This is a genomic window from Bradyrhizobium sp. CCGUVB1N3, from assembly GCF_024199925.1.
In the GTDB taxonomy this organism is placed as follows: Bacteria; Pseudomonadota; Alphaproteobacteria; order Rhizobiales; family Xanthobacteraceae; genus Bradyrhizobium.
In genome coordinates this window covers 118,474-137,527 of the sequence record NZ_JANADR010000002.1, presented here as the reverse complement: position 1 = coordinate 137,527, position 19,054 = coordinate 118,474, and the positions used below count along the sequence as shown (strand labels likewise).

At 61.3% G+C, this 19,054-nt stretch carries 14 protein-coding genes, 4 pseudogenes and 1 other annotated feature; of the genes and pseudogenes, 8 read left to right on the top strand and 10 right to left on the bottom strand.

What is annotated here, in order from left to right; all coding sequences use genetic code 11:
• Positions 1-136 precede the first annotated feature (136 nt).
• Positions 137-1,074 (top strand): annotated as a pseudogene (locus NLM33_RS47350) (ABC transporter substrate-binding protein); the annotation flags it as partial.
• Positions 1,075-1,246: 172 nt separating this feature from the next.
• On the opposite strand, the gene mdoH reads toward NLM33_RS47350, so the two are convergent.
• The 3 genes from mdoH to NLM33_RS47335 all read right to left on the bottom strand — a co-directional run bounded on the left by mdoH (position 1,247) and on the right by NLM33_RS47335 (position 5,322).
• Positions 1,247-3,373, bottom strand: coding sequence for a glucans biosynthesis glucosyltransferase MdoH (gene mdoH, locus NLM33_RS47345; protein WP_254106412.1), 2,127 nt, complete (start codon positions 3,371-3,373; stop codon positions 1,247-1,249).
• Complete coding sequence (locus NLM33_RS47340) at positions 3,361-4,860, bottom strand: glucan biosynthesis protein G (RefSeq protein WP_254106410.1); 1,500 nt, start codon at positions 4,858-4,860, stop codon at positions 3,361-3,363. Before NLM33_RS47340 ends, mdoH begins: the two co-directional genes overlap by 13 nt.
• Positions 4,861-5,085: 225 nt before the next feature.
• A complete protein-coding gene (locus tag NLM33_RS47335; RefSeq protein ID WP_371930187.1) occupies positions 5,086-5,322 on the bottom strand; it encodes a response regulator in 237 nt (78 codons plus the stop codon).
• Positions 5,323-5,578: 256 nt separating this feature from the next.
• Here NLM33_RS47335 and NLM33_RS47330 point away from each other — a divergent pair, with 256 nt between their 5' ends.
• The gene (locus NLM33_RS47330; protein WP_254106408.1) at positions 5,579-5,806 is read left to right on the top strand and encodes a hypothetical protein; all 228 of its coding nucleotides are present in this window, start codon (positions 5,579-5,581) and stop codon (positions 5,804-5,806) included.
• A 206-nt stretch (positions 5,807-6,012) separates the two neighbouring features.
• On the top strand, positions 6,013-7,053 hold the full coding sequence (locus NLM33_RS47325) for an IS110 family transposase (protein WP_254106570.1): 1,041 nt from the start codon (positions 6,013-6,015) through the stop codon (positions 7,051-7,053).
• Between the two features lie 426 nt (positions 7,054-7,479).
• On the opposite strand, the gene NLM33_RS47320 is transcribed toward NLM33_RS47325, so the two are convergent.
• Positions 7,480-8,505 (bottom strand): IS110 family transposase, encoded by a 1,026-nt coding sequence (locus NLM33_RS47320; RefSeq protein ID WP_254106407.1) that lies wholly within the window; start codon positions 8,503-8,505, stop codon positions 7,480-7,482.
• 199 nt (positions 8,506-8,704) lie between these two features.
• Here NLM33_RS47320 and NLM33_RS47315 point away from each other — a divergent pair, with 199 nt between their 5' ends.
• Positions 8,705-9,733 carry an IS110 family transposase gene (locus NLM33_RS47315; protein ID WP_254106406.1) on the top strand — a complete coding sequence of 343 codons (1,029 nt, stop codon included), beginning with the start codon at positions 8,705-8,707 and terminating at the stop codon, positions 9,731-9,733.
• Between the two features lie 487 nt (positions 9,734-10,220).
• On the opposite strand, the gene NLM33_RS47310 is transcribed toward NLM33_RS47315, so the two are convergent.
• Both NLM33_RS47310 and NLM33_RS47305 read right to left on the bottom strand, forming a co-directional pair.
• Positions 10,221-10,907: an RES family NAD+ phosphorylase gene (locus NLM33_RS47310; protein ID WP_254106405.1), complete on the bottom strand. Its 687-nt coding sequence runs from the start codon at positions 10,905-10,907 to the stop codon at positions 10,221-10,223.
• Positions 10,904-11,341: a DUF2384 domain-containing protein gene (locus NLM33_RS47305; protein WP_254106404.1), complete on the bottom strand. Its 438-nt coding sequence runs from the start codon at positions 11,339-11,341 to the stop codon at positions 10,904-10,906. Before NLM33_RS47305 ends, NLM33_RS47310 begins: the two co-directional genes overlap by 4 nt.
• A gap of 415 nt (positions 11,342-11,756) precedes the next feature.
• Here NLM33_RS47305 and NLM33_RS47300 point away from each other — a divergent pair.
• A pseudogene (locus NLM33_RS47300) lies at positions 11,757-13,069 on the top strand (IS256 family transposase).
• Between the two features lie 133 nt (positions 13,070-13,202).
• Here the strand turns inward: NLM33_RS47300 and NLM33_RS47295 are convergent.
• Entirely contained in the window at positions 13,203-13,676 is a 474-nt protein-coding gene (locus NLM33_RS47295) for a hypothetical protein (RefSeq protein WP_254106402.1), read from the bottom strand.
• Between the two features lie 358 nt (positions 13,677-14,034).
• Positions 14,035-15,266, bottom strand: a protein-coding gene (locus NLM33_RS47290; RefSeq protein WP_254094988.1) for an IS3 family transposase whose coding sequence is annotated in 2 segments (ribosomal slippage) — positions 14,035-14,975 and positions 14,975-15,266 — 1,233 coding nt in all. Because the reading frame shifts where the segments join, the coding sequence is not laid out codon by codon here.
• Positions 14,866-14,982 (bottom strand) — a sequence feature (AL1L pseudoknot). It overlaps the preceding gene by 117 nt.
• Positions 15,267-15,529: 263 nt before the next feature.
• Here NLM33_RS47290 and NLM33_RS47285 point away from each other — a divergent pair.
• Positions 15,530-15,703 carry a hypothetical protein gene (locus NLM33_RS47285; protein ID WP_254106401.1) on the top strand — a complete coding sequence of 58 codons (174 nt, stop codon included), beginning with the start codon at positions 15,530-15,532 and terminating at the stop codon, positions 15,701-15,703.
• A 365-nt stretch (positions 15,704-16,068) separates the two neighbouring features.
• On the opposite strand, the pseudogene NLM33_RS47280 reads toward NLM33_RS47285, so the two are convergent.
• Positions 16,069-16,352 (bottom strand): annotated as a pseudogene (locus tag NLM33_RS47280) (IS5/IS1182 family transposase); the annotation flags it as partial.
• A 125-nt stretch (positions 16,353-16,477) separates the two neighbouring features.
• Here NLM33_RS47280 and NLM33_RS47275 point away from each other — a divergent pair.
• Complete coding sequence (locus NLM33_RS47275) at positions 16,478-16,699, top strand: hypothetical protein (RefSeq protein WP_254104198.1); 222 nt, start codon at positions 16,478-16,480, stop codon at positions 16,697-16,699.
• 15 nt (positions 16,700-16,714) lie between these two features.
• Positions 16,715-17,137 carry a hypothetical protein gene (locus NLM33_RS47270; RefSeq protein WP_371930062.1) on the top strand — a complete coding sequence of 141 codons (423 nt, stop codon included), beginning with the start codon at positions 16,715-16,717 and terminating at the stop codon, positions 17,135-17,137.
• A gap of 588 nt (positions 17,138-17,725) precedes the next feature.
• On the opposite strand, the pseudogene NLM33_RS47265 reads toward NLM33_RS47270, so the two are convergent.
• Positions 17,726-19,040 (bottom strand): annotated as a pseudogene (locus NLM33_RS47265) (IS256 family transposase).
• Positions 19,041-19,054 lie beyond the last annotated feature (14 nt).

The window sequence follows — 19,054 nt, the reverse complement described above, 5'->3', positions numbered from 1 at the left end:
CAAATTCGCCAGCCTTCGCCAGTTGCGCCATAGACATTGGACAGCCGCCGCCTAGTGGCGGCTGTCGTCAGCGACGCTCAATGGTGGTGCCGCCGGTGGCCGCGGCCGATGTACCATCCGTAGTGATGGCCCCTTCGGGAGATCAGGCCAGGACACCAAGAAAAAGACAGGCGGCAAGATCGGTGAGATCGCCGATCTCGCGGGGCACAAGGTCGGCATCATCGGACGAACCGGCGCCAACGTCGCGCTCCTGCGGTCAATCCTGGAGGGCTCGGGCGTCCAGCCCGACAAGGTCGCCACGGCTCAATTCGGGACGGAGGAACTCGAAAAGCTCGCGCACGACACCACGCTGGACGCGTATCTCGCCGTCGGTCCCCTCGAGGCCATCGCCCTGCGGCACCCCCGCTACGAAGCCGAGGAGATTCCCGGTAGCGTCTTCAACGCCAAGCCGGCTTGGCCCGAGGACAAGGTCGACACCATCAGCGTCACCCATCTCATTCTGGGCAGAAAAGAGCTATCGGAAGCCAAAGCGGCAGCCTTCTATCGGCAGCTTTTCGCCGTCCGCGACACCATCACGCAACGCGTCGCCGGCGCCGCGCACATCACCAAGCCGGACACGGAGAAGGAGGCGGAGCCGTCCGTGCACCGGGGCGCCGCGGCGGTCATCAACGGGACCGAGCGGACGTTTCTGGACAAGTACAGCGATTACTTCTGGTTCGCCCTGCTTCTTCTTTCCGGCGTCGGTTCGGCCGCCGCTTGGCTGCGTCGCTACCTGAACCGGGACGAGCGGGACGACAACACCAGCCATCGCAACCGCATCCTCGCGGCGGTCTCGGACGTACGGAACGCTGGGTCCGAACAGGACCTGCTTACATCGCAACGGGAAGTCGACGCGATTATCGGCGAAACCCTCAAGTGCTATGACGATGGGACTATCGAACAGGAGGACATGGTCGCGTTCGCTCTGGCCTCGAATTGTTCGACCATGCGGTCGCCGAAAGACGAGCGACGCTGCAGAACGGCCCGGCCGATCAGACGCGGACGGCGGGAGCGGCCCTCGCCTCTCGGCGATAACCGATGCCAGTTCGCCCCCAAGGTGGCATCACCAAATGGGTATTGATGTTCCGGCGCCGGCCTCCAACGGTCCGACCGACCCGGTGGCGAAACGGAATTCAACGCAAAAGTAGGGGACTACTTTGTATCCTGGTTCGAGCCCAGGTCGGGTCTCCAGGTCCTCGGTGCGTCTTTATCGTTTTCGTAGCATCGCAGACAGCACAGCGCCGTCGTTCAGGATCGAAAAGATCTCCCGCGTAGACAGATGCGCAGCTGCCTGCTCGAAGTCATCACTCGCATCGATCTTGGCACGGCCGACTGCCAGATTCGGGTCGATCGTGTCGGGGCGCGCTACGCTGGGAGGCGGCAGCTGCGCGACGTGGAATGCCAGGAGCGCAGCGTCTTCGCGCAGCTCCGTCAAGGCTGGTTTGATACCACCAGCCGCCGACGCGCTCAATTCGTTCGCGCGACGCAGGACCGGAGGCAGGTCTCGATCTTCCGGCGTGGCGAACAATTTGCCGGACGCAGGGCTGGCCGTCAGCGCGCCGATGGGAACGGCGAACAGCAGCCCCACAATGACCGGCGACATCCAAAGCAGAAGGGGCAGCGAAACGGCGTACGCGCTTGCGGCCATCACAACGCCGCACAAGGTCGGAACGCCGTATTTCCGATAGAGCTCGCGGCGCTTCACCGTGCCGTCGTCGCGTCTTTGCGTCTGCCAGCCCGCATCGCGGCCGGCCAAGATCTCCACGACCGCGATCGACTGGAAGATCATCATCACCGGCGCCATCAGCGCCGACACGACAATCTCGGCCAAAACTCCGGCCGAGGTACGCAACGCGCCGCCGAACTGGCCGCGCGCCGATCGCCGCGTCCAGACGAGAACCAGGCTGAGCAGCTTCGGCAACAGCAACAGACCCATAGTGGCGACGAACACCCAGATGGCGAGCACGGGATCCTGAGCCGGCCAGGTCGGAAACAACGAGAAGCCCTTTGGGAAATACTCCGGACGCACGAAGCGGGCCTGGAGGGAGATCAGCATTCCGAGCAGCAGGAACAGCAGCCACAGCGGCGCCGTGAGGTAGGCCCCGATGCCCACCATGAAATGCAGGCGCGACACCCAGTGGAGGCCTCGCGCGGGGACCACGGCCAGATGCTGAAGATTGCCCTGGCACCAGCGCCGGTCGCGCGCGGCGAAATCGAGCAGCGAAGGCGGCACCTCTTCATAGCTTCCGCCGAGTCTCGGCAGCATGTAGATTCCCCACCCCGCCCGCCGCATCAGTGCGGCTTCGACGAAATCGTGGCTCAGGATGTGCCCACCGAACGGCTTCCGCCCCCGCAGCTGCGGCAGGGCGGCCGCTTCGGCGAACGCTCTCACGCGGATGATGGCGTTGTGTCCCCAGTAATTGCCTTCGGAGCCGTGCCACCAGGCGACCCCCGCAGCGATCAGCGGACCGTATAGTCGGCCGGCGAATTGCTGGACTCGGCTGAACAGGCTTCGCGCGTTGACGATCATGGGAAGCGTCTGGACCAGCCCCGCGGTCGGATTGGTCTCGATGGCATGGACCAATCGCACGATGGTCTTCCCGCTCATGAGGCTGTCGGCATCGAGCACGATCATGAAGTCGTAGACGGCGCCGAACCGGGTGATCCACTCCGAGATGTTGCCGGCCTTGCGCGCCGTGTTGTCGGCCCGGTGGCGATAGTACAGCCGCGGCGTTCCGAGGGCCTGACGCAACGCGAGCAGCGCCTTTTCCTCGGCGACCCAGATGTCCGGATCGGTGCTGTCGCTCAGAACAAACCAGTCGAACAGCTCTCCGTGCAAGGTCGCCTCCACGGATTCGATGATCGCCCGAAGCCGGGCCGTCAATCGGTGCGGGTCTTCGTTGTAGGTGGGAAGCAGCATGGCCGTCCGGCTTGCGATCGCGGGCAGCTCCACGCCAGGCGCGAAAGCATCCTCGTCGGGACGATGGGCCAGCAGCACGAAGAAGCCCACCACCGCAGAGGCGAAAGAAAAGGCGACCCAGGCGAGCAGGACGAGGAAAAGCGCCAGCACCAATGCTTCCAGCACAGTGACGCCGCCGACCTGCAGAACGCGATACATCTCATACCCGCCCGCCCCGGTGAGCGCTGCCGTCGAGAGGAGAATGAGGCCGCGCCGCCAAGCCATCGTGCTGGTTGTCGGGGCGGGAACACGGTCGGCTATCCGATCTCTTCCGAGGTCGCCCGGAGCCATGGCAAGCGGGGACTCGCGCGGCAGCAGGCGTTGGCTTCCGATATCGCCGACGATCGATCGCGGTGCCGGTTTCAAGGTGTCCATCGATAGACCCAGACTTCCGACAACGGCTTGTCGCCTTCGGTCAGAAACGCGCGCAGCTCAATCGGCTCGCCCTTGACTTGGCACTGGAAGCTCAGCCGCCAGCCCCCGGTGTGGGGGTTGGGCTGCGTGACGATGTTCTTCACGTCCGACTTCTCCGCCGTCACCACGCCTTTGACGCCAGCGGGATCGATGCCTTTCAGGTTGTCGCCGACCAGATCAAGGACGAACAGGCGGGCGTCTTCGCCCCTCGCGCCGACGCCCGTGCGCGTGAAGCGTGCAAGCGAGTGCGGCTTCGGGCTATCCGGCCCCCAATGCAGCCGATATGTGTAGTTGTGTTCACCCTTGGCCTGCAGCGGGTTTTTCGGTCGCCAGAACGCGGCGATGTTGTCGTGGACCTCCTCCTTGGTCGGGATCTCGAACAGCATGACTCCGCCCTCGCCCCAGTCCCCGATCGGCTCCATCCAGAGGCTGGGACGCTTCTCGAAGCTGGATTCGATGTCCTGATAGGCGAAGAAGTTTCTCTCTCGCTGCATCAGGCCGAAGCCGCGCGGGTTGAGATCCTGAAAGGTGCTGATCTGGAGGTCGCGGGGATTGCTGAGCGGCCGCCAGAGGCTCTCGCCCTTGCCGTTGAAGATCGCCAGCCCGTCGGAATCGTGCACGGAGGGGCGGAAGTCGTCGATGTCGTTGCGGTCGTTCGGACCGTAGAAGAACATGCTGGTCATCGGCGCGAGCCCGGCCCGCTTCATTTCGACGCGCGGGTAGACCGACATCTCGACGTCGAACACCGTCGTGTCCCCCGGCCGCACGGTGAATCGATAGCTCGCCGCGCAGCTCTTGCTGTCGAGCAGAGCGTGGATCACCAGCGAGGTCGCGCCGGGCGCCGGCCGCTCGAGCCAAAAGGCCTTGAACAGCGGAAATTCCTCGCCCTGGGGTTCGCCGGTATCGATCGAAAGTCCGCGGGCCGAAAGCCCGTAGGTCTGCCCCTTGGCGACGGCGCGGAAGTAGCTCGCGCCCAGGAACACGCAGACCTCATCATAATAGTCGGCCCGGTTAATGGGCGCGTGTATCCGAAAGCCGGCGAAGCCGAGGTCGCTTTCCTCGAACGCCGGGACCTTCTCGCCGAAGGAAAAGTCCTCCTTGCGGTATTTGATCTCGGTGGCCTTGCCGTCCGCGACCTCGAAGATATTCACCCGGTTCTTGTAGAAGAAGCCGCGATGGAAGAACTGCGCTTCGAACGGAAGATTCTTGCCGCGCCAGAGCGCGCGATCGGGCAGGAAGCGGATCGAACGGTACTGATCGTAGTCGAGGTCCTTCAAGCCGCCCGGCAGCTTCTCGTCCGGCGCGTCATACGGCTTGCCCGCCAACATACGGGCCAGATTCCTGACCGCCGACGGCTCGAACGCGCCATCGGCAGCGAAACCGGCTCGCGAAGCGAGCAACAACGTCGGCAGCACCGCCGCCCCTCGAACAAGCTGGCGTCGGTTCACGGGCTCTCCTACTCGCTACTGCTGTCGTGGCCAAACAACGACCACAGCGCCCGCGAGTTCCAGAGTTTCAGCCATCACTAGCGAGACGAAACCGCTGCAGCTACGCAGAGTTGAGCTGGCTCTAAACACACCGCCTCACACCGATAGGCCGGTAAGCATCGACAGGTGTGTGGATTGCCAGAAGCTCACTGGGATGGCTGACGCTAAGCATTCGTCGCAAAAGCCTCACACCCGCGGCGGCGTCAGAGCCTGAAGGCTCGCGGCTAGCTCGTCCTTCCGAAAAGGTTTCGTTAGCCGAGGCAGGTCGGAGGCGATGCCATCGACCTCAGCATAACCCGAAATCACCAAGACCGGGGTGTCAGGCCGACTGTCGCGGACTTCCGCTGCCAGTCCGCTACCGCTCATGCCGGGCATGAGGTGGTCCGTCACGACCAGATCCACGCGAACTCCGCTCCCGATCACGCGCAGCGCTACAGCGCAAGGGTTGGCGGCTACTTCGGTGAGCGCCGGGTCATCTACGCGGTAAAACTGCGCCTACCCCCGAAACGCCGGCCGCACATCCTTTTGGGCGCGCGCGCTCCCCACGGCATCGTGGCCGATTGGATTTCGTCGAGGCGCCTTAGCGCCTTACCCTCGTGCCACGGCGATAAGGCGGCCCTTCGCATTTGTCCCCCGCGCGAAGGGCCATTTCCCTCGGGGGCAGGAGGCCCGATCCAAAATGAAGCGCATCGCGATTGCTACATTGGCGCTGGCGGCTGCCGGCTCTGCGCAAGCGGCGCCCGCAGGCGGTTTCGCCCGTTGCATCCAGGCCGGCAACTCGCCCGCGACTTGCGAAATGCGGCGGCAGCAAATCGACGCTGGAATCATTCAGCCCGATTGCACATACGGCCGGGGCGCGTTCCGGGCGCCTGTGCCGGACAAGCACGGTAAACTCGTTTGCAAGTGAACGCTGAAGGCCGCCCCTCATTTCGGGCGGCCTCTTTTTTCATTGCAACGCGCGATCCATGATCAGCACCAGGATCGCCGCGATGGCCGCTGCGATCGATATCACGGCAATGACGTGTGTTTCGGCGTGTTGGGGTGGACGGCCCCCGACGGCATCGATTGTGCCAGAATGAGGTCGTTGCAGATCTCAGACAAAGGAGACCGTCCGTGGAACAGATTAGCCGAATCGGCATGGATACGTCGAAGCGTTTTTTCCAACTTCACGGGGTGAACGCCGCCGAGAAGGTGGTTTTGCGCAAGAAGTTGCGGCGCAAGGAGATGGTTGAGTTCTTCGAGAAGCTTGCGCCGACGGTGATCGGGATCGAAGCCTGCAGCGCCTCCCACCATTGGGCGCGGCTTTTGCGGTCGTTCGGCCATGAGGTGAAGCTGATCGCGGCTCAACTGGTCAAACCGTATGTAAAGCGCAGCAAGAACGATACGGCTGACGCCGAGGCGCTTTGCGAGGCGATGAGCCGGCCAACGATGCGTTTTGTGCCGGTAAAAACTGCCGAGCAACAGGCGGCCCTGATGCTGGTCAGCCTGCGCGATCGGCTCATCCGCAATCGCACGCAATTGTCGAATGCCATCCGCGGCTATGCCGCCGAGTTTGGCTTTACCGCCGCCAAAGGGATGGTGCACCTCGATCCGCTGTTCGAACACATTCAAGCGGATGAGAGCGTGCCCGACCTGGCTCGCGAGCTGTTCGCGGCCCAGGCTGAAGAATATGCTCAGTTGCAGGCGCAAATCGCCGAAGTCGCCGCCAAGCTCATGGCTTGGCACAAGGCTGATGAATGCAGCCGACGTCTCGCCAAGATCCCTGGCGTCGGTCCGATCGGCGCGGCGCTGTTGATGATGAAGACCCCGGCGCCTGAGCTATTCCGGTCAGGGCGCCAGTTTGCGGCCTGGATCGGATTGACGCCGAAGGATCATTCTACGGCCGGCAAGGTCAGGCTCGGCGCCATCACCCGGGCCGGCGATGAAGCTTTGCGCGCCGTGCTGGTGTCGGGGGCCACCGCCGTGATCAGGCATGCTGTTCGCTGCGGAGGACGCGCCTCGCCCTGGCTCCTCGACCTTCTCAAGCGCAAGCCGCCGAAGCTGGCCGCCGTAGCGTTAGCCAATAAGATGGCCCGTATCGCTTGGAAACTGATGGTCACGGGCGAAAACTACGCCATGACATCCGCGCGCGTCGCTCCGGCGGGCGCGGCATAGAGATCAGCCAGGCACGGGGAGCAACTTAACTGCAACCGTGCTGAGCCGATGCCGGAACTTGCAAGGTGACAAGCAGATGGTGTGATCGATCGATCCTAGACACGAGATACTCCGTGGACCCCACTGACCCCGCAAAGGTCGCCGGCGTGTTTGGAACTCGCGTCGCGGAAACCATCTTGGCCAGCGTTCATGTAATCGCGGAGGTGGTGTCAAGTATCTTTGCTTCTAAGACGCCTGTACCGGGTGCAGGGTTGTCTTCGCGGTCGACATAAGCCGCCGCATGATGGAGCTTCGCGGGAGGAGCCTTCACAGTGGACGACGCACTTTGCTGAATCAGCGGTGCAACCCCATCAACGGAATGGCTCGGGCCCACGTCCCGGCAGGGACGTCTCGGGCGCTCAGATTTTGAACGCTATCCGCAAGATATCATATTTCGGCTCCTGCGTTCCGATCAAAGAACTCACCAGTTTTGAGCATCGAATGCATTATCACCGCCAGTTTGCGTGCTACGGCAACGGCGGCTCGTTTGAAGCCGATCCTCTCCCGAAGCTTGAGGCCCCATGTGCGCAAGCTGCTGTTGGCCGCGCTGCGAGTCAGGATGACTGTCGCCGCCTCGTACAGAAGCCCGCGCAGATGATGGTCGCCGCGTCGGGATATATGGCCATCATAATCAACCTCTCCCGATTGGTAGCGTCGGGTCGTTAAACCAAGCCAGGCGCCAACAGAGCGAGACTTCTTGAAGTTTTCAGGCTCTTCAATGGCGGTGACGAAAGATGTCGCGGTGATCGTGCCGACGCCGGGGATCGACATGAGGATGCGGCAGGCTTGGCTTTGACGAGCAGCCGTGATGATTTGATGCCCGAGTTCGGCGACCTTGATGCGTATGCTTCGCCAAGCTTCCAGCATGGGCAACACAATAGGAGCAAGCCCGTCCTGATCGACAAGAAGGCTGCGGACATTCTTCTCGAACGTGCTTCCCTTTCCGGCTGGAATAAGAAGCCCGAATGTTTTCATGAATCCACGGATCTGGTTCGAAAGTTCGGTGGTAATTCTGACCAGCCGAGTGCGCGCCGCCACGAGTGTGCGGGTTAGCATGCTGTCGAACCCTTTCACCCGCACCTCACGAAAGAAACCTACTTCCGCAAGCTGCGCCAATCCATCGGCGTCGTTCGCGTCGGTTTTATTCGCAGCCATGTCGAGGGCTGCTTTGGCATGGCGAGCATCGATGCAGATCGCGGGCACGCCCTCGGCGCACAGCGCATGATAGAACCACACCGATAGCGGGCCGGTCTCGAACACCACCCGTTTTACTGTCGGTGCACGCTTGCGAATGAGCTCGGCAATGATCTTTGGATCAGAGACACACTTACCGCGCCAGATCCGGTCGCCTCCACGTCGGATCGACACCGCAGTCTCTTTCATCGACACGTCGAGACCGATATATTCGTCCATGGCTGTTCTCCATTCGATGCTTGGGCCCGTCCAGTCGTGAGCCCGTATCTTCCATCCTATCGGGGAACAGCCACCCTCCAAGATCATGATTGATTTCCAGGGTAAGCCGCTCCGCGATTACCCCATGTGGATGCCCCCTCCCGCCGGCATCGCAATGTGCCAATGAGGATATTCGCAATCATCAAGGAAGAAGACATCCATGGAAAATGTTACCATCATTGGGATTGATCTGGCAAAGCGCACTTTCCAGCTGCACGGGGCAGGCGCCGATGGTTCGGTGATCTTCCGCAAGAAACTATCGCGCGAGCGAGTTTTAGGTTTTCTGGACAGCCAGCCGAAGTGTCTGGTGGCGATGGAAAGTTGCGCTACCTCGCACTACTGGGGCGGTGAGATTGCTAAGCTTGGACATGAGGTGAGGCTCATTCCGCCCATCTATGTGAAGCCGTTTGTCAAAAGACAGAAGAACGATGCTGCCGATGCTGAGGCGATCGTTGAAGCCGCCTCGCGCCCAACGATGCATTTCGTCGCCGTGAAAACTGAAGCTCAGCAGGCTCAGAGCATGGTGTTCCGAACGCGAGATATTCTCGTCGGCCAGCGGACGCAGATGATCAATGCGTTAAGAGGCCACCTAGCCGAATATGGTGTGATTGCGCCCCAAGGCACAGTTCATGTGCATCGGCTCGAGCAGGTTATTGAGGATCCAAAGTTCGGCTTACCTGAACAGGTGCGAGACTTGAGCCGGCTGTATTTGGATCAAATTACGATGTACGACGACAAGATCAAAGCGTTGGAAAAGATCATCCGCGAGCGTGCCAAGCAGGATGAAGATGTCACGCGACTAATGACCATACCGGGAATTGGAGTGATCACCGCCATGGCGATTCAGGCTTTCGCACCACCGATGGAGGTCTTCAGGAGTGGCCGTGACTTTGCCGCGTGGCTTGGGATCGTACCTCGGCAAAAATCTACTGGCGGCAAGCCGAAGCTCGGAAAAACATCAAAGATGGGCCAGCGCGATATCCGCCGCCTCTTGATCCTTGGCGCAACATCGGTCGTTAATTGGGCTGGACGAACGGGCGTGCCAAAGGGTCCGTGGCTTACCCGGATGCTGGTATGCAAACCGCGCATTCTGGTTGCAACTGCGCTGGCCAATAAGATGGCGCGGATAGTCTGGGCCCTAATGACCAAAAAAGAGAATTACCGCGATCCGGCAGCAGCGGTGGCTTGAGACGCGCCATCCGCCGATAGCGTCGGAATGTGAGAAGGGCAGAAGGACGGGTAAGGGAACACGGTCTTAGAGACGGGATTTGGATAACCAGAATATGTCCAGGAGCTTTGAGCTCGCCAGGCCGATTTGGACCTAATCCGCGTATCGCCATACAGGCCCGCGGCGTGCGAATGCCGCAACTTATGAGGCCGGACACACGACCGCACCTGATCGCATGTTCTCAAGTTCGTCGATAAAAACTTCTTGCCTTCCCGGGGGCATCCACACACGGACATATGGACGCAAGCGATCTGATCAAAACAATGCAAAAAGACCCTTGCGAGGAGAGGGCCGTCCACATATGGGGTCTCGACCATGATCGGCGTAGGGGACCCGTCATCTCAAATCAATGAAATCAACGGCCTGAAAGGGTCTCGACGACGCCGATGGGGGTCAATGTTCGATCAGCATTCACAATCTCGACGATCTGCGGCTTCCGAGAGATGGATTAGGCGGGCTCGACCTTCGGATCTGCGCCAACTTCAAACGTGAAGCGGAGAGTTCGATCTTTCCGGACATTGCCCACAACTGCGGGGCGGAAGCACGCAATGCAGGTGCCGCCTTCATGGCGAACGCTCGGGTATACGAGTCCCAGGGAGTTTTCGCTAAGCAGCTGCTGCGATAGGCGCTGAGACTCGATGTAGCTTTCGGGATCGAGGCAAGCGGCGAACGCGGCGGCTCCCCGCAGATCGTGAAAACTGCCGGTGAAATCGGCCAGATAATCGTCGTAGGTCACTAACACAGGCTTCGTCCAAGAGACCTCGGCAAGCTCGACCCGCTTGTGAAAGCCGACTTCCGCGATCGATGTTTCGATCTCGAAGCCACCATACCAGGCACCTCGGTCGGGGCCGTTGAAACGGCTGCCATGAGGATGAGCATGACAGAAGGCCGCATTGATGATGCGGTAGTAAGGAACACCGAAGACAAGCTCGCCAAGCCCGATGCCCGGCAAGCGATCATTCTCGGCCAAGAGGCGATCGTTCGTCGCGTGATCGAGATCGAAAATATCCTTGAGGTGCGCATCGTCGACGGCAATGCGCGTGAGCACGCTGTCGTTGTTGTCGCTGTATTTCGACGGGATCAGTCGATGCGTGTCGAATTGACGGACGAGCGAAACCGGCGGGGAGACCGTCAATGTCCACCCCGCCGTGAGTCGACCAACCGTCTAACAGTCCACATCGCGGCCAGTCCGCCCTGGATCATGTACGACAAGGGCGTTCCGCCACTGAAGAGACGGTTATTGTTCGGCAGCGTCACCCAGGCATCGGCCAGATCTTCTGGGTAGAGGATATTGAGGCTCTTGAAGATGCCGATGAGCAGCGAGATCCGTGCGAGCCGATCCGTATCAAGAACCCGGTCCGGGTTTTTCTTCATCTCGTAGAACACGCCGTTCGAAACGCCGCCCAACAGATCGCGAGCGTCCGCGTCCTTGATCGCCCACTTCTCCATGATGTTGAAGAAGGCTTTGATGGCGGACGGGCTCAAACGCTCCCGCTCCGTCTGATCGTTCAAGTTGATCAGCGGCGAAGGCTCGTAACCGGCCTTTGGGTAGGCGAGCTGGGCTTGCATGACATCCTCCGAATTAGGAGTGAATATACTCCAAAAACGGAGAATTGCAAGGGCCCATCGCGAGTAGATCGCCCGTCGCCAGAAACGTCTCGGCGGCACAGGAAAAGTCAATTTAATCAGTAGCTTGCGCCTGATTTCCCGGTGGAGCGCGAACTTCTCTGCCTCCCGGTCACGCGGGATGCCCGACCCACACCCTTCACACTGATAAAGGAGACCCTGTGTTTCGCCGTGAGGTCTCGACCATGATCGGCGTAGGGGTCCCGTCATCTCAAATCAATGAAATCAACGGCCTGAAAGGGTCTCGACGACGCCGATGGGGGGGCAATGTTCGATCAGCATTCACAGATAAGCAGGGCAGTCTCCCTCGTTGAGCTATGGCCGAAACTGGGTGATGACGGGTTGAGAGAGGCGGCGTATCGAGGCGGGTGTCGAGCCTGCCAGAACCTCAAGGAGAGCGATACGCCATGAACGAGACTACCAAGATTCTCCCTTTCCGTCAGCGGTCGGCGGTTGACGATCCACTGACAGAAATCCTGCGCAATGGAGCCCGTGATCTGCTCGCCAGGGCGGTCGAAATCGAACTGCAGGCGTTTCTGGAGACGACGGCGGAGCTGAAGCTGCCGGGTGGCCGCGCCCGTGTGGTCCGGCACGGCCATGGCCCTACGCGCAAGATTGCCACGGGGATCGGCGCAATCGAGGTCGCCCGGCCCAAGGTGAGAGACCGCGGCGCCAGCTCAGCCGATCGGATCCGCTTCAGCTCGGCGATCCTGCCGCTGTGGGCGCGGCGGACGAAGAGCCTGGATGCCCTGCTGCCGATCCTTTACCTGCGCGGCATCTCGACCGGCGACTTCCAGGAGGCGCTGTCGGCGCTGCTCGGCAAGGACGCGCCGAACCTGTCGCCGTCGGTGATTGCACGCCTGACGGCCGACTGGCAGGCCGAGTACGAGCGTTGGCAGCGACGTGACCTGTCGGCGCGGCGCTACGTCTATCTGTGGGCCGATGGGGTTTATTTGCAGGCCCGGATGGAGGATCACAGCGAATGTATCCTGGTGCTGGTCGGCGCGACGCCGGAGGGCCGCAAGGAATTGGTCGGCTTCCAGGTGGGCGCCCGCGAGAGCGCCCAGAGCTGGCGTGAGCTCTTGATCGATGTGAAGCAGCGCGGCCTGCGGATCGCTCCCCAAGTGGCGGTCGGTGACGGCGCGCTGGGGTTCTGGAAGGCTCTCGACGAGGTCTTCTGGCACGCGCCACCAGCGGTGCTGGTGCCACAAAGTCAGCAACGTGCTCGACAAGGTCGCCAAATCCGTGCAGCGCGCGATGAAGAACGATCTGCGGAACGTCTATCTGGCGCCGAGCCGGGCGAAAGCCGAAACCGCGATCGACACCTTCGTCGAGAAATACCGTGCCAAATACGGACCTGCGGTCGAGTGCTTGATCAAGGATCGTGAGGTGCTGCTCGCGTTCTTCGACTTCCCTGCCGAGCATTGGGTTCATCTGCGCACCTCGAATCCGATCGAGAGCGTGTTCGCCACGGTGCGGCATCGCACGGAGCGAACGAAAGGATCGCTCTCGCCGAAAACCGCCAAGCTGATGGTGTTCAAGTTGATCGACGCTGCATCGAAGACCTGGCGCCGACTGAAAGGAACAAATCAGTTGCCGAAGGTCATCGCCGGTGTAAAGTTCACCGACGGCATCGAGGTCATTCCGACCACTGAAAGCCACGCCGCCTGATCAGGCCGCGTCACCCAGAATCAGCCATAGCTCTCCCTCGTTTCGACGATAGTTTGGCGAGCTTCTTCGACCTCTTTCCGCAAGGTGGCTTGTTCAGCAGCAATGTCTGCGCGAGCCTGTGCAAGCTGTTTATTCAGTGCATCCACCTGAACCCGCCCCGGCGCCGGCGACCACCAGCAGCCGCAACTTTAGCGTCAATCAACATCCGATCGATTGTCGCCGCGCTCATCGTTGCCAGCAGCGCACGCTCTTCGCTCGTCGGCTTCAGCCGACCATGCCGCTCGAGTGCGGGCAACAGCGCTGGGATCATCGATACGAGGCGCTTGCCGCAGACGCGATCGGAGGCTTCCCACAGCGCGATCAGCGCGTCGCGCACACTGGCGTACTTGCGCCACCGACTGCTCGCAGGCTCGGTTGCGACGGTCGCCTCCTCGCTCAATCGCAATCCGGTCCTGTTCCTTCCGGCTGCCGACAATGCTCGCATCGCGTGCTTGCGATGCCAACCCGTCGTTGCCGTCAACTCATCAAGGATGCGTCCCTTCTCAACTCGCCCTGCCGTACGGTAGCGCTTCGCCACCGCCGCCAACACCTCGCGCCGTGCGCCCATGCTGATCCCGCTCGCCATTGGCGCCACCGACCTGATTCGGTGGCGCGGCCCCAGTCATCGGCGTGGAATCCTTCGGTAACATTCTCGATGAGGCAATGCGCACGGTCCAGATTGGCTTGTACGTAACTTCCTGCATCGAAATACCCCAAAGAATCAAAACCTGGACCGCGCTAACGCGACCATCAGGTTGATGGATAATTCCAGAGCAACATTCCGCTTTCAAGCAGAGTTGTGTGCTTGCGACTTGCTACCTTGGGCGTAGCGGAGACGCCGCCTAAGAGGCCCGAAGCGCTCGCAAGTGCGGATCATTTTGCCGACTTGAACCGCCCCGGGTTTGCCGGAGGCAATTTGGTTTAAGTTATGCCGCCATGGCGGGTTGTTCCAGCATGGCGTAGTAGCGTTGCTCGGCTTCGGCCGGCGGGATGTTGCCGATGGGCTCGAGGAGCCTTCGGTTGTTGAACCAGTCCACCCATTCCAGCGTCGCGAACTCGACGGACTCGAAGCTGCGCCATGGCCCGCGCCGATGGATCACCTCGGCCTTGTAGAGGCCGTTGATGGTTTCGGCGAGAGCGTTGTCATAGGAGTCCCCGACGCTGCCGACAGAAGGTTCGATACCAGCTTCAGCCAGACGCTCGGTGTATTTGATCGAGACGTATTGGCTGCCCCTGTCGCTGTGGTGCACGAGCCCGCCGCGATGGACCGGCCGGCGATCGTGCAGGGCCTGTTCCAGCGCATCGAGCACGAAGCCCGCATGCGCCGTGCGCGAGACCCGCCACCCCACGATCCTGCGGGCGTAGGCATCGATGACGAAGGCGACGTAGACGAAGCCGGTCCAGGTCGCGACATAGGTGAAGTCGGAGAGCCAAAGAACGTTCGGCCTTGGCGCCCTGAACTGGCGGTTGACGTGATCCAGCGGGCATGGCGCGGCCTTGTCGCTGATCGTGGTCTTGACGGGTTTGCCGCGGATGACTCCTTGCAAACCCATGTCCCGCATCAGTCGCGCCACCGTGCAGCGGGCAACATCGAAGCCTTCCCGCTCGAGCTGCCGCCAGACCTTGCGCACGCCATAGACCCGGAAGTTCTCATCGAACACCCGCCGAACCTCGATCTTCAGGGTAGCGTCCTGCCTGGCGCGCGCCGACAGCCTGGCAGGATCGCGCCGCCTGGCCACATGGGCGTGGTAGGTCGAAGGGGCGATCGGCAAGACCTTGCAGATCGGCTCGACCCCATGCGCCCCACGATGATCGTCGATGAAGGCGATCATGGCTTGGACCGGCGGTCGAGCTCCGCCATCGCAAAATACGCGCTCGCCTTGCGCAGGATCTCATTCGCCTGCCGAAGCTCACGGTTCTCCCGCTCCAGCGCCTTCAGCTTCTCGGCCATGTCGGTCGGAACGCCGGCCCGGTGTCCGCTATCGACTTCGTCCCTCTTGACCCAGTCGTGCAGCGTCTGCGGTGTGCAGCCGATCTTGGCCGCAATCGAGGTCACGGCCGCCCACCGCGACGGGTGCTCGCTCGCATGATCCAGAACCATCCGAACCGCACGAGCCCGGACCTCGGGTGAAAACTTGTTCGTCGTCTTGCTTGTCATGGCTCCATCCTCTCAGGAGTTGGAGCCTCCGGCAAACCCGTGGCGGTTCAACTCGTAGCTGGCGCAGATCAGGGGTGGCGCACTGTGAAAGCAGAAACCAAGCAGTGGTGGGAAAGGTGGCCGACGAGGACATCCTATTTGTGCGCTGCGAACATCTCGCGGCACTACAGGCTGCCCGTAATTCTACGGGCGTTGCACATCGGTGATGTTTGGCATCTACTTCAAATTGAATTGGACGCGATCTTATTTCCAGACGAGGCCCCATGAACGTCAAAGCCATGATGGCGACGATCCTGCAGAACCAAATGGCATTACGCGGCGTTGATTCACTAAAGCCAGCTGAATACGAAGAGATCGTGGACCTGCTGATCGAGCAGCTCAGAGTATTGGAGCTTAGCTTGGCCGCGCGAGAAACAGCGAATAAGCAAAAGCCATAGAATCCGCTGCGACGCTGAACGCCGACTAACGGGGGGCTTGCTCAATAATGCAAGACCACCGATTTCTAGGGTTCGATCAAGCCTGGAGCTTGCCGAAATTGGTTCGCGGGTTGTTAATCGGCGATGGGCAAGCTTGCGATCACTCAGTGGATCGCTGCCTTATCCAGCCCCCAGGCCCAAGGCAGCGTAGGATGGCCGGCGGCTGATGACGTCCGCCGGCCATCTGCTCGGAGAGTTGCCCAGGCTCTCTGAGTTTGGCAGGTGTGGGTGTTCGCCGAACAGCATGATGGAAGAGCCGCTCGCACGCGCGCAGCAATAAGCAACGTCGTCCAATTCCCTGGCTCTCGGTGATACCGATGCAACAGTCCAAGCTGCTTCAGGAGCCGGTGCAGAAAGTACATTGTGTAACCGAGCAGCGGGCCGAAGCGAGCTTCCAGCACCGCATCGCCATCAATCTTGAGGCGGATGCCGCGAATGATCCGGCCAAGCCGTGTTCGCAGGAACTTGAGTTGGCGCCGGGCGCGCTTGAACTGGTCAGCGTGGGTATACGGCCGATCGTGATGGCGGCGCGCTTGGCGAGCCCAATGAGCTTGACGATTGCCCGATGCATCTGCCGCGCGTCGGTCGGATGCGCAACGGCCTTGGGCTGCGCGCCGCTGCGATCAGTAGACCAGCGGCAACTTGCGATGGAATGCTCCACCCTTGAAAATCCACGACTTTGGCTCGATACTCGATCGAGGTCCCATGGCTATCAGCAATCCGAGGAGGGCGATTATGGCAATCCAGATCGTGATGGACCACAGCGGCGACAGCCGTCATCCTTTCAACCTCGACGACGCACAAGAACTGGCGAAGGCGGAGCAGCGGTTCTACGAACTGACGAATATCGGGTTTACCGCAGCGGTCCGGACCGGTCCAGGTCAGGTTTCGCAGATCCGATCGTTCGACCCGAAGGCGGAAGAAACCGTCTTCTTCCCCAGGCTGGTCGGCGGCTAAGTCGGCGTTCCTGCCATGTTTGGCTTTCGATCGATGCCGCCGGGCGGCCGTTCCCGGGGGCGAGCGATGCGGGCCCTTATCATCAGGCACGGCGCCGAGCGGACGCCGGAGGGCCGGTCGCTGCGCCTCTTGCAGCAATGGTTGTCGCCGGCGCAGCGGGAGCAGTTCGCCCAAAAGGGCTACTTCGAGGTCGTCGGAAATGACAGCGGACAGCGATACAGGATCCACCTCGGGGCCTCGGTGAACGTGTGCGAGATCGACGAAAGAGGCCGCCTGGGGGAGGGATTATGTTTTTCGCCGGCCGGCGCTCTGCCGATCGGAGACGTCATGCTCGCCCAGAAGATCGCGCTCGAAACATGCGAACGTGACGTGCGTGCCGTGGCCAGGCGGTTCACTTCGAGCGGTTTCCATTTCAGGCAAACCCGACCTCTCGGCTGACCGCGCCGACGGCATCTCGTAAGAACGACAGCCCCACACAGGCAAGGAAGCCCCGGATCGTTGGGATCAGGTGCATCCGCCGATCGCCCAACGATCCGACCGGATCGCAATCACGTCACCTGATCGCCTGATACGGTGCGGCTTGGAGTGGTGGTGCAGCTGAGTGTGTCAGCGTTTGCGGTGCGCGTTGCCACGCCAAAAACGCAAGAACTGCATATCCGCCGAGGATCATCAGCCAGATTGGAAACGCGCGGATGCGCCGAAACGGGAGCACAGCCATTGCTACAAATCGTCTGATGTTACGTTTCTGTCTACTTCGATGATCTTCGAAGAGAAAGAAGGCGACCCGCTTAGGTACCTCTTAATGGTAGACACCCGACCTACCGCTTGTTCGGGATGATCGGCATCATGCAGCCACTGGTGGTCTTGAGGTAACGACAACAATCACCCACGGCCAAACAGGAGCCTGTCAATCGGGGAGGCGGAGGCATTTTGCAGCCATGACTACTTCTACGCCAAGCCGGTTCGACGAAGAGACGACCATTAGGCTGATCGGAGCTATGGCTGATTCTGGGTGACGCGGCCTGATCAGGCGGCGTGGCTTTCAGCGGTCGGAATGACCTCGATGCCGTCAGTAAACTTTACACCGGCGATGACCTTCGGCAACTGATTTGTTCCTTTCAGTCGGCGCCAGGTCTTCGATGCAGCGTCGATCAACTTGAACACCATCAGCTTGGCGGTTTTCGGCGAGAGCGATCCTTTCGTTCGCTCCGTGCGATGCCGCACCGTGGCGAACACGCTCTCGATCGGATTCGAGGTGCGCAGATGAACCCAATGCTCGGCAGGGAAGTCGAAGAACGCGAGCAGCACCTCACGATCCTTGATCAAGCACTCGACCGCAGGTCCGTATTTGGCACGGTATTTCTCGACGAAGGTGTCGATCGCGGTTTCGGCTTTCGCCCGGCTCGGCGCCAGATAGACGTTCCGCAGATCGTTCTTCATCGCGCGCTGCACGGATTTGGCGACCTTGTCGAGCACGTTGCTGACTTTGTGGCACCAGCACCGCTGGTGGCGCGTGCCAGGGAAGACCTCGTCGAGGGCCTTCCAGAACCCCAGCGCGCCGTCACCGACCGCCACTTGGGGAGCGATCCGCAGGCCGCGCTGCTTCACATCGATCAAGAGCTCACGCCAACTCTGGGCGCTCTCGCGGGCGCCGACCTGGAAGCCGACCAATTCCTTGCGGCCCTCCGGCGTCGCGCCGACCAGCACCAGGATACATTCGCTGTGATCCTCCATCCGGGCCTGCAAATAAACCCCATCGGCCCACAGATAGACGTAGCGCCGCGCCGACAGGTCACGTCGCTGCCAACGCTCGTACTCGGCCTGCCAGTCGGCCGTCAGGCGTGCAATCACCGACGGCGACAGGTTCGGCGCGTCCTTGCCGAGCAGCGCCGACAGCGCCTCCTGGAAGTCGCCGGTCGAGATGCCGCGCAGGTAAAGGATCGGCAGCAGGGCATCCAGGCTCTTCGTCCGCCGCGCCCACAGCGGCAGGATCGCCGAGCTGAAGCGGATCCGATCGGCTGAGCTGGCGCCGCGGTCTCTCACCTTGGGCCGGGCGACCTCGATTGCGCCGATCCCCGTGGCAATCTTGCGCGTAGGGCCATGGCCGTGCCGGACCACACGGGCGCGGCCACCCGGCAGCTTCAGCTCCGCCGTCGTCTCCAGAAACGCCTGCAGTTCGATTTCGACCGCCCTGGCGAGCAGATCACGGGCTCCATTGCGCAGGATTTCTGTCAGTGGATCGTCAACCGCCGACCGCTGACGGAAGGGGAGAATCTTGGTAGTCTCGTTCATGGCGTATCGCTCTCCTTGAGGTTCTGGCAGGCTCGACACCCGCCTCGATACGCCGCCTCTCTC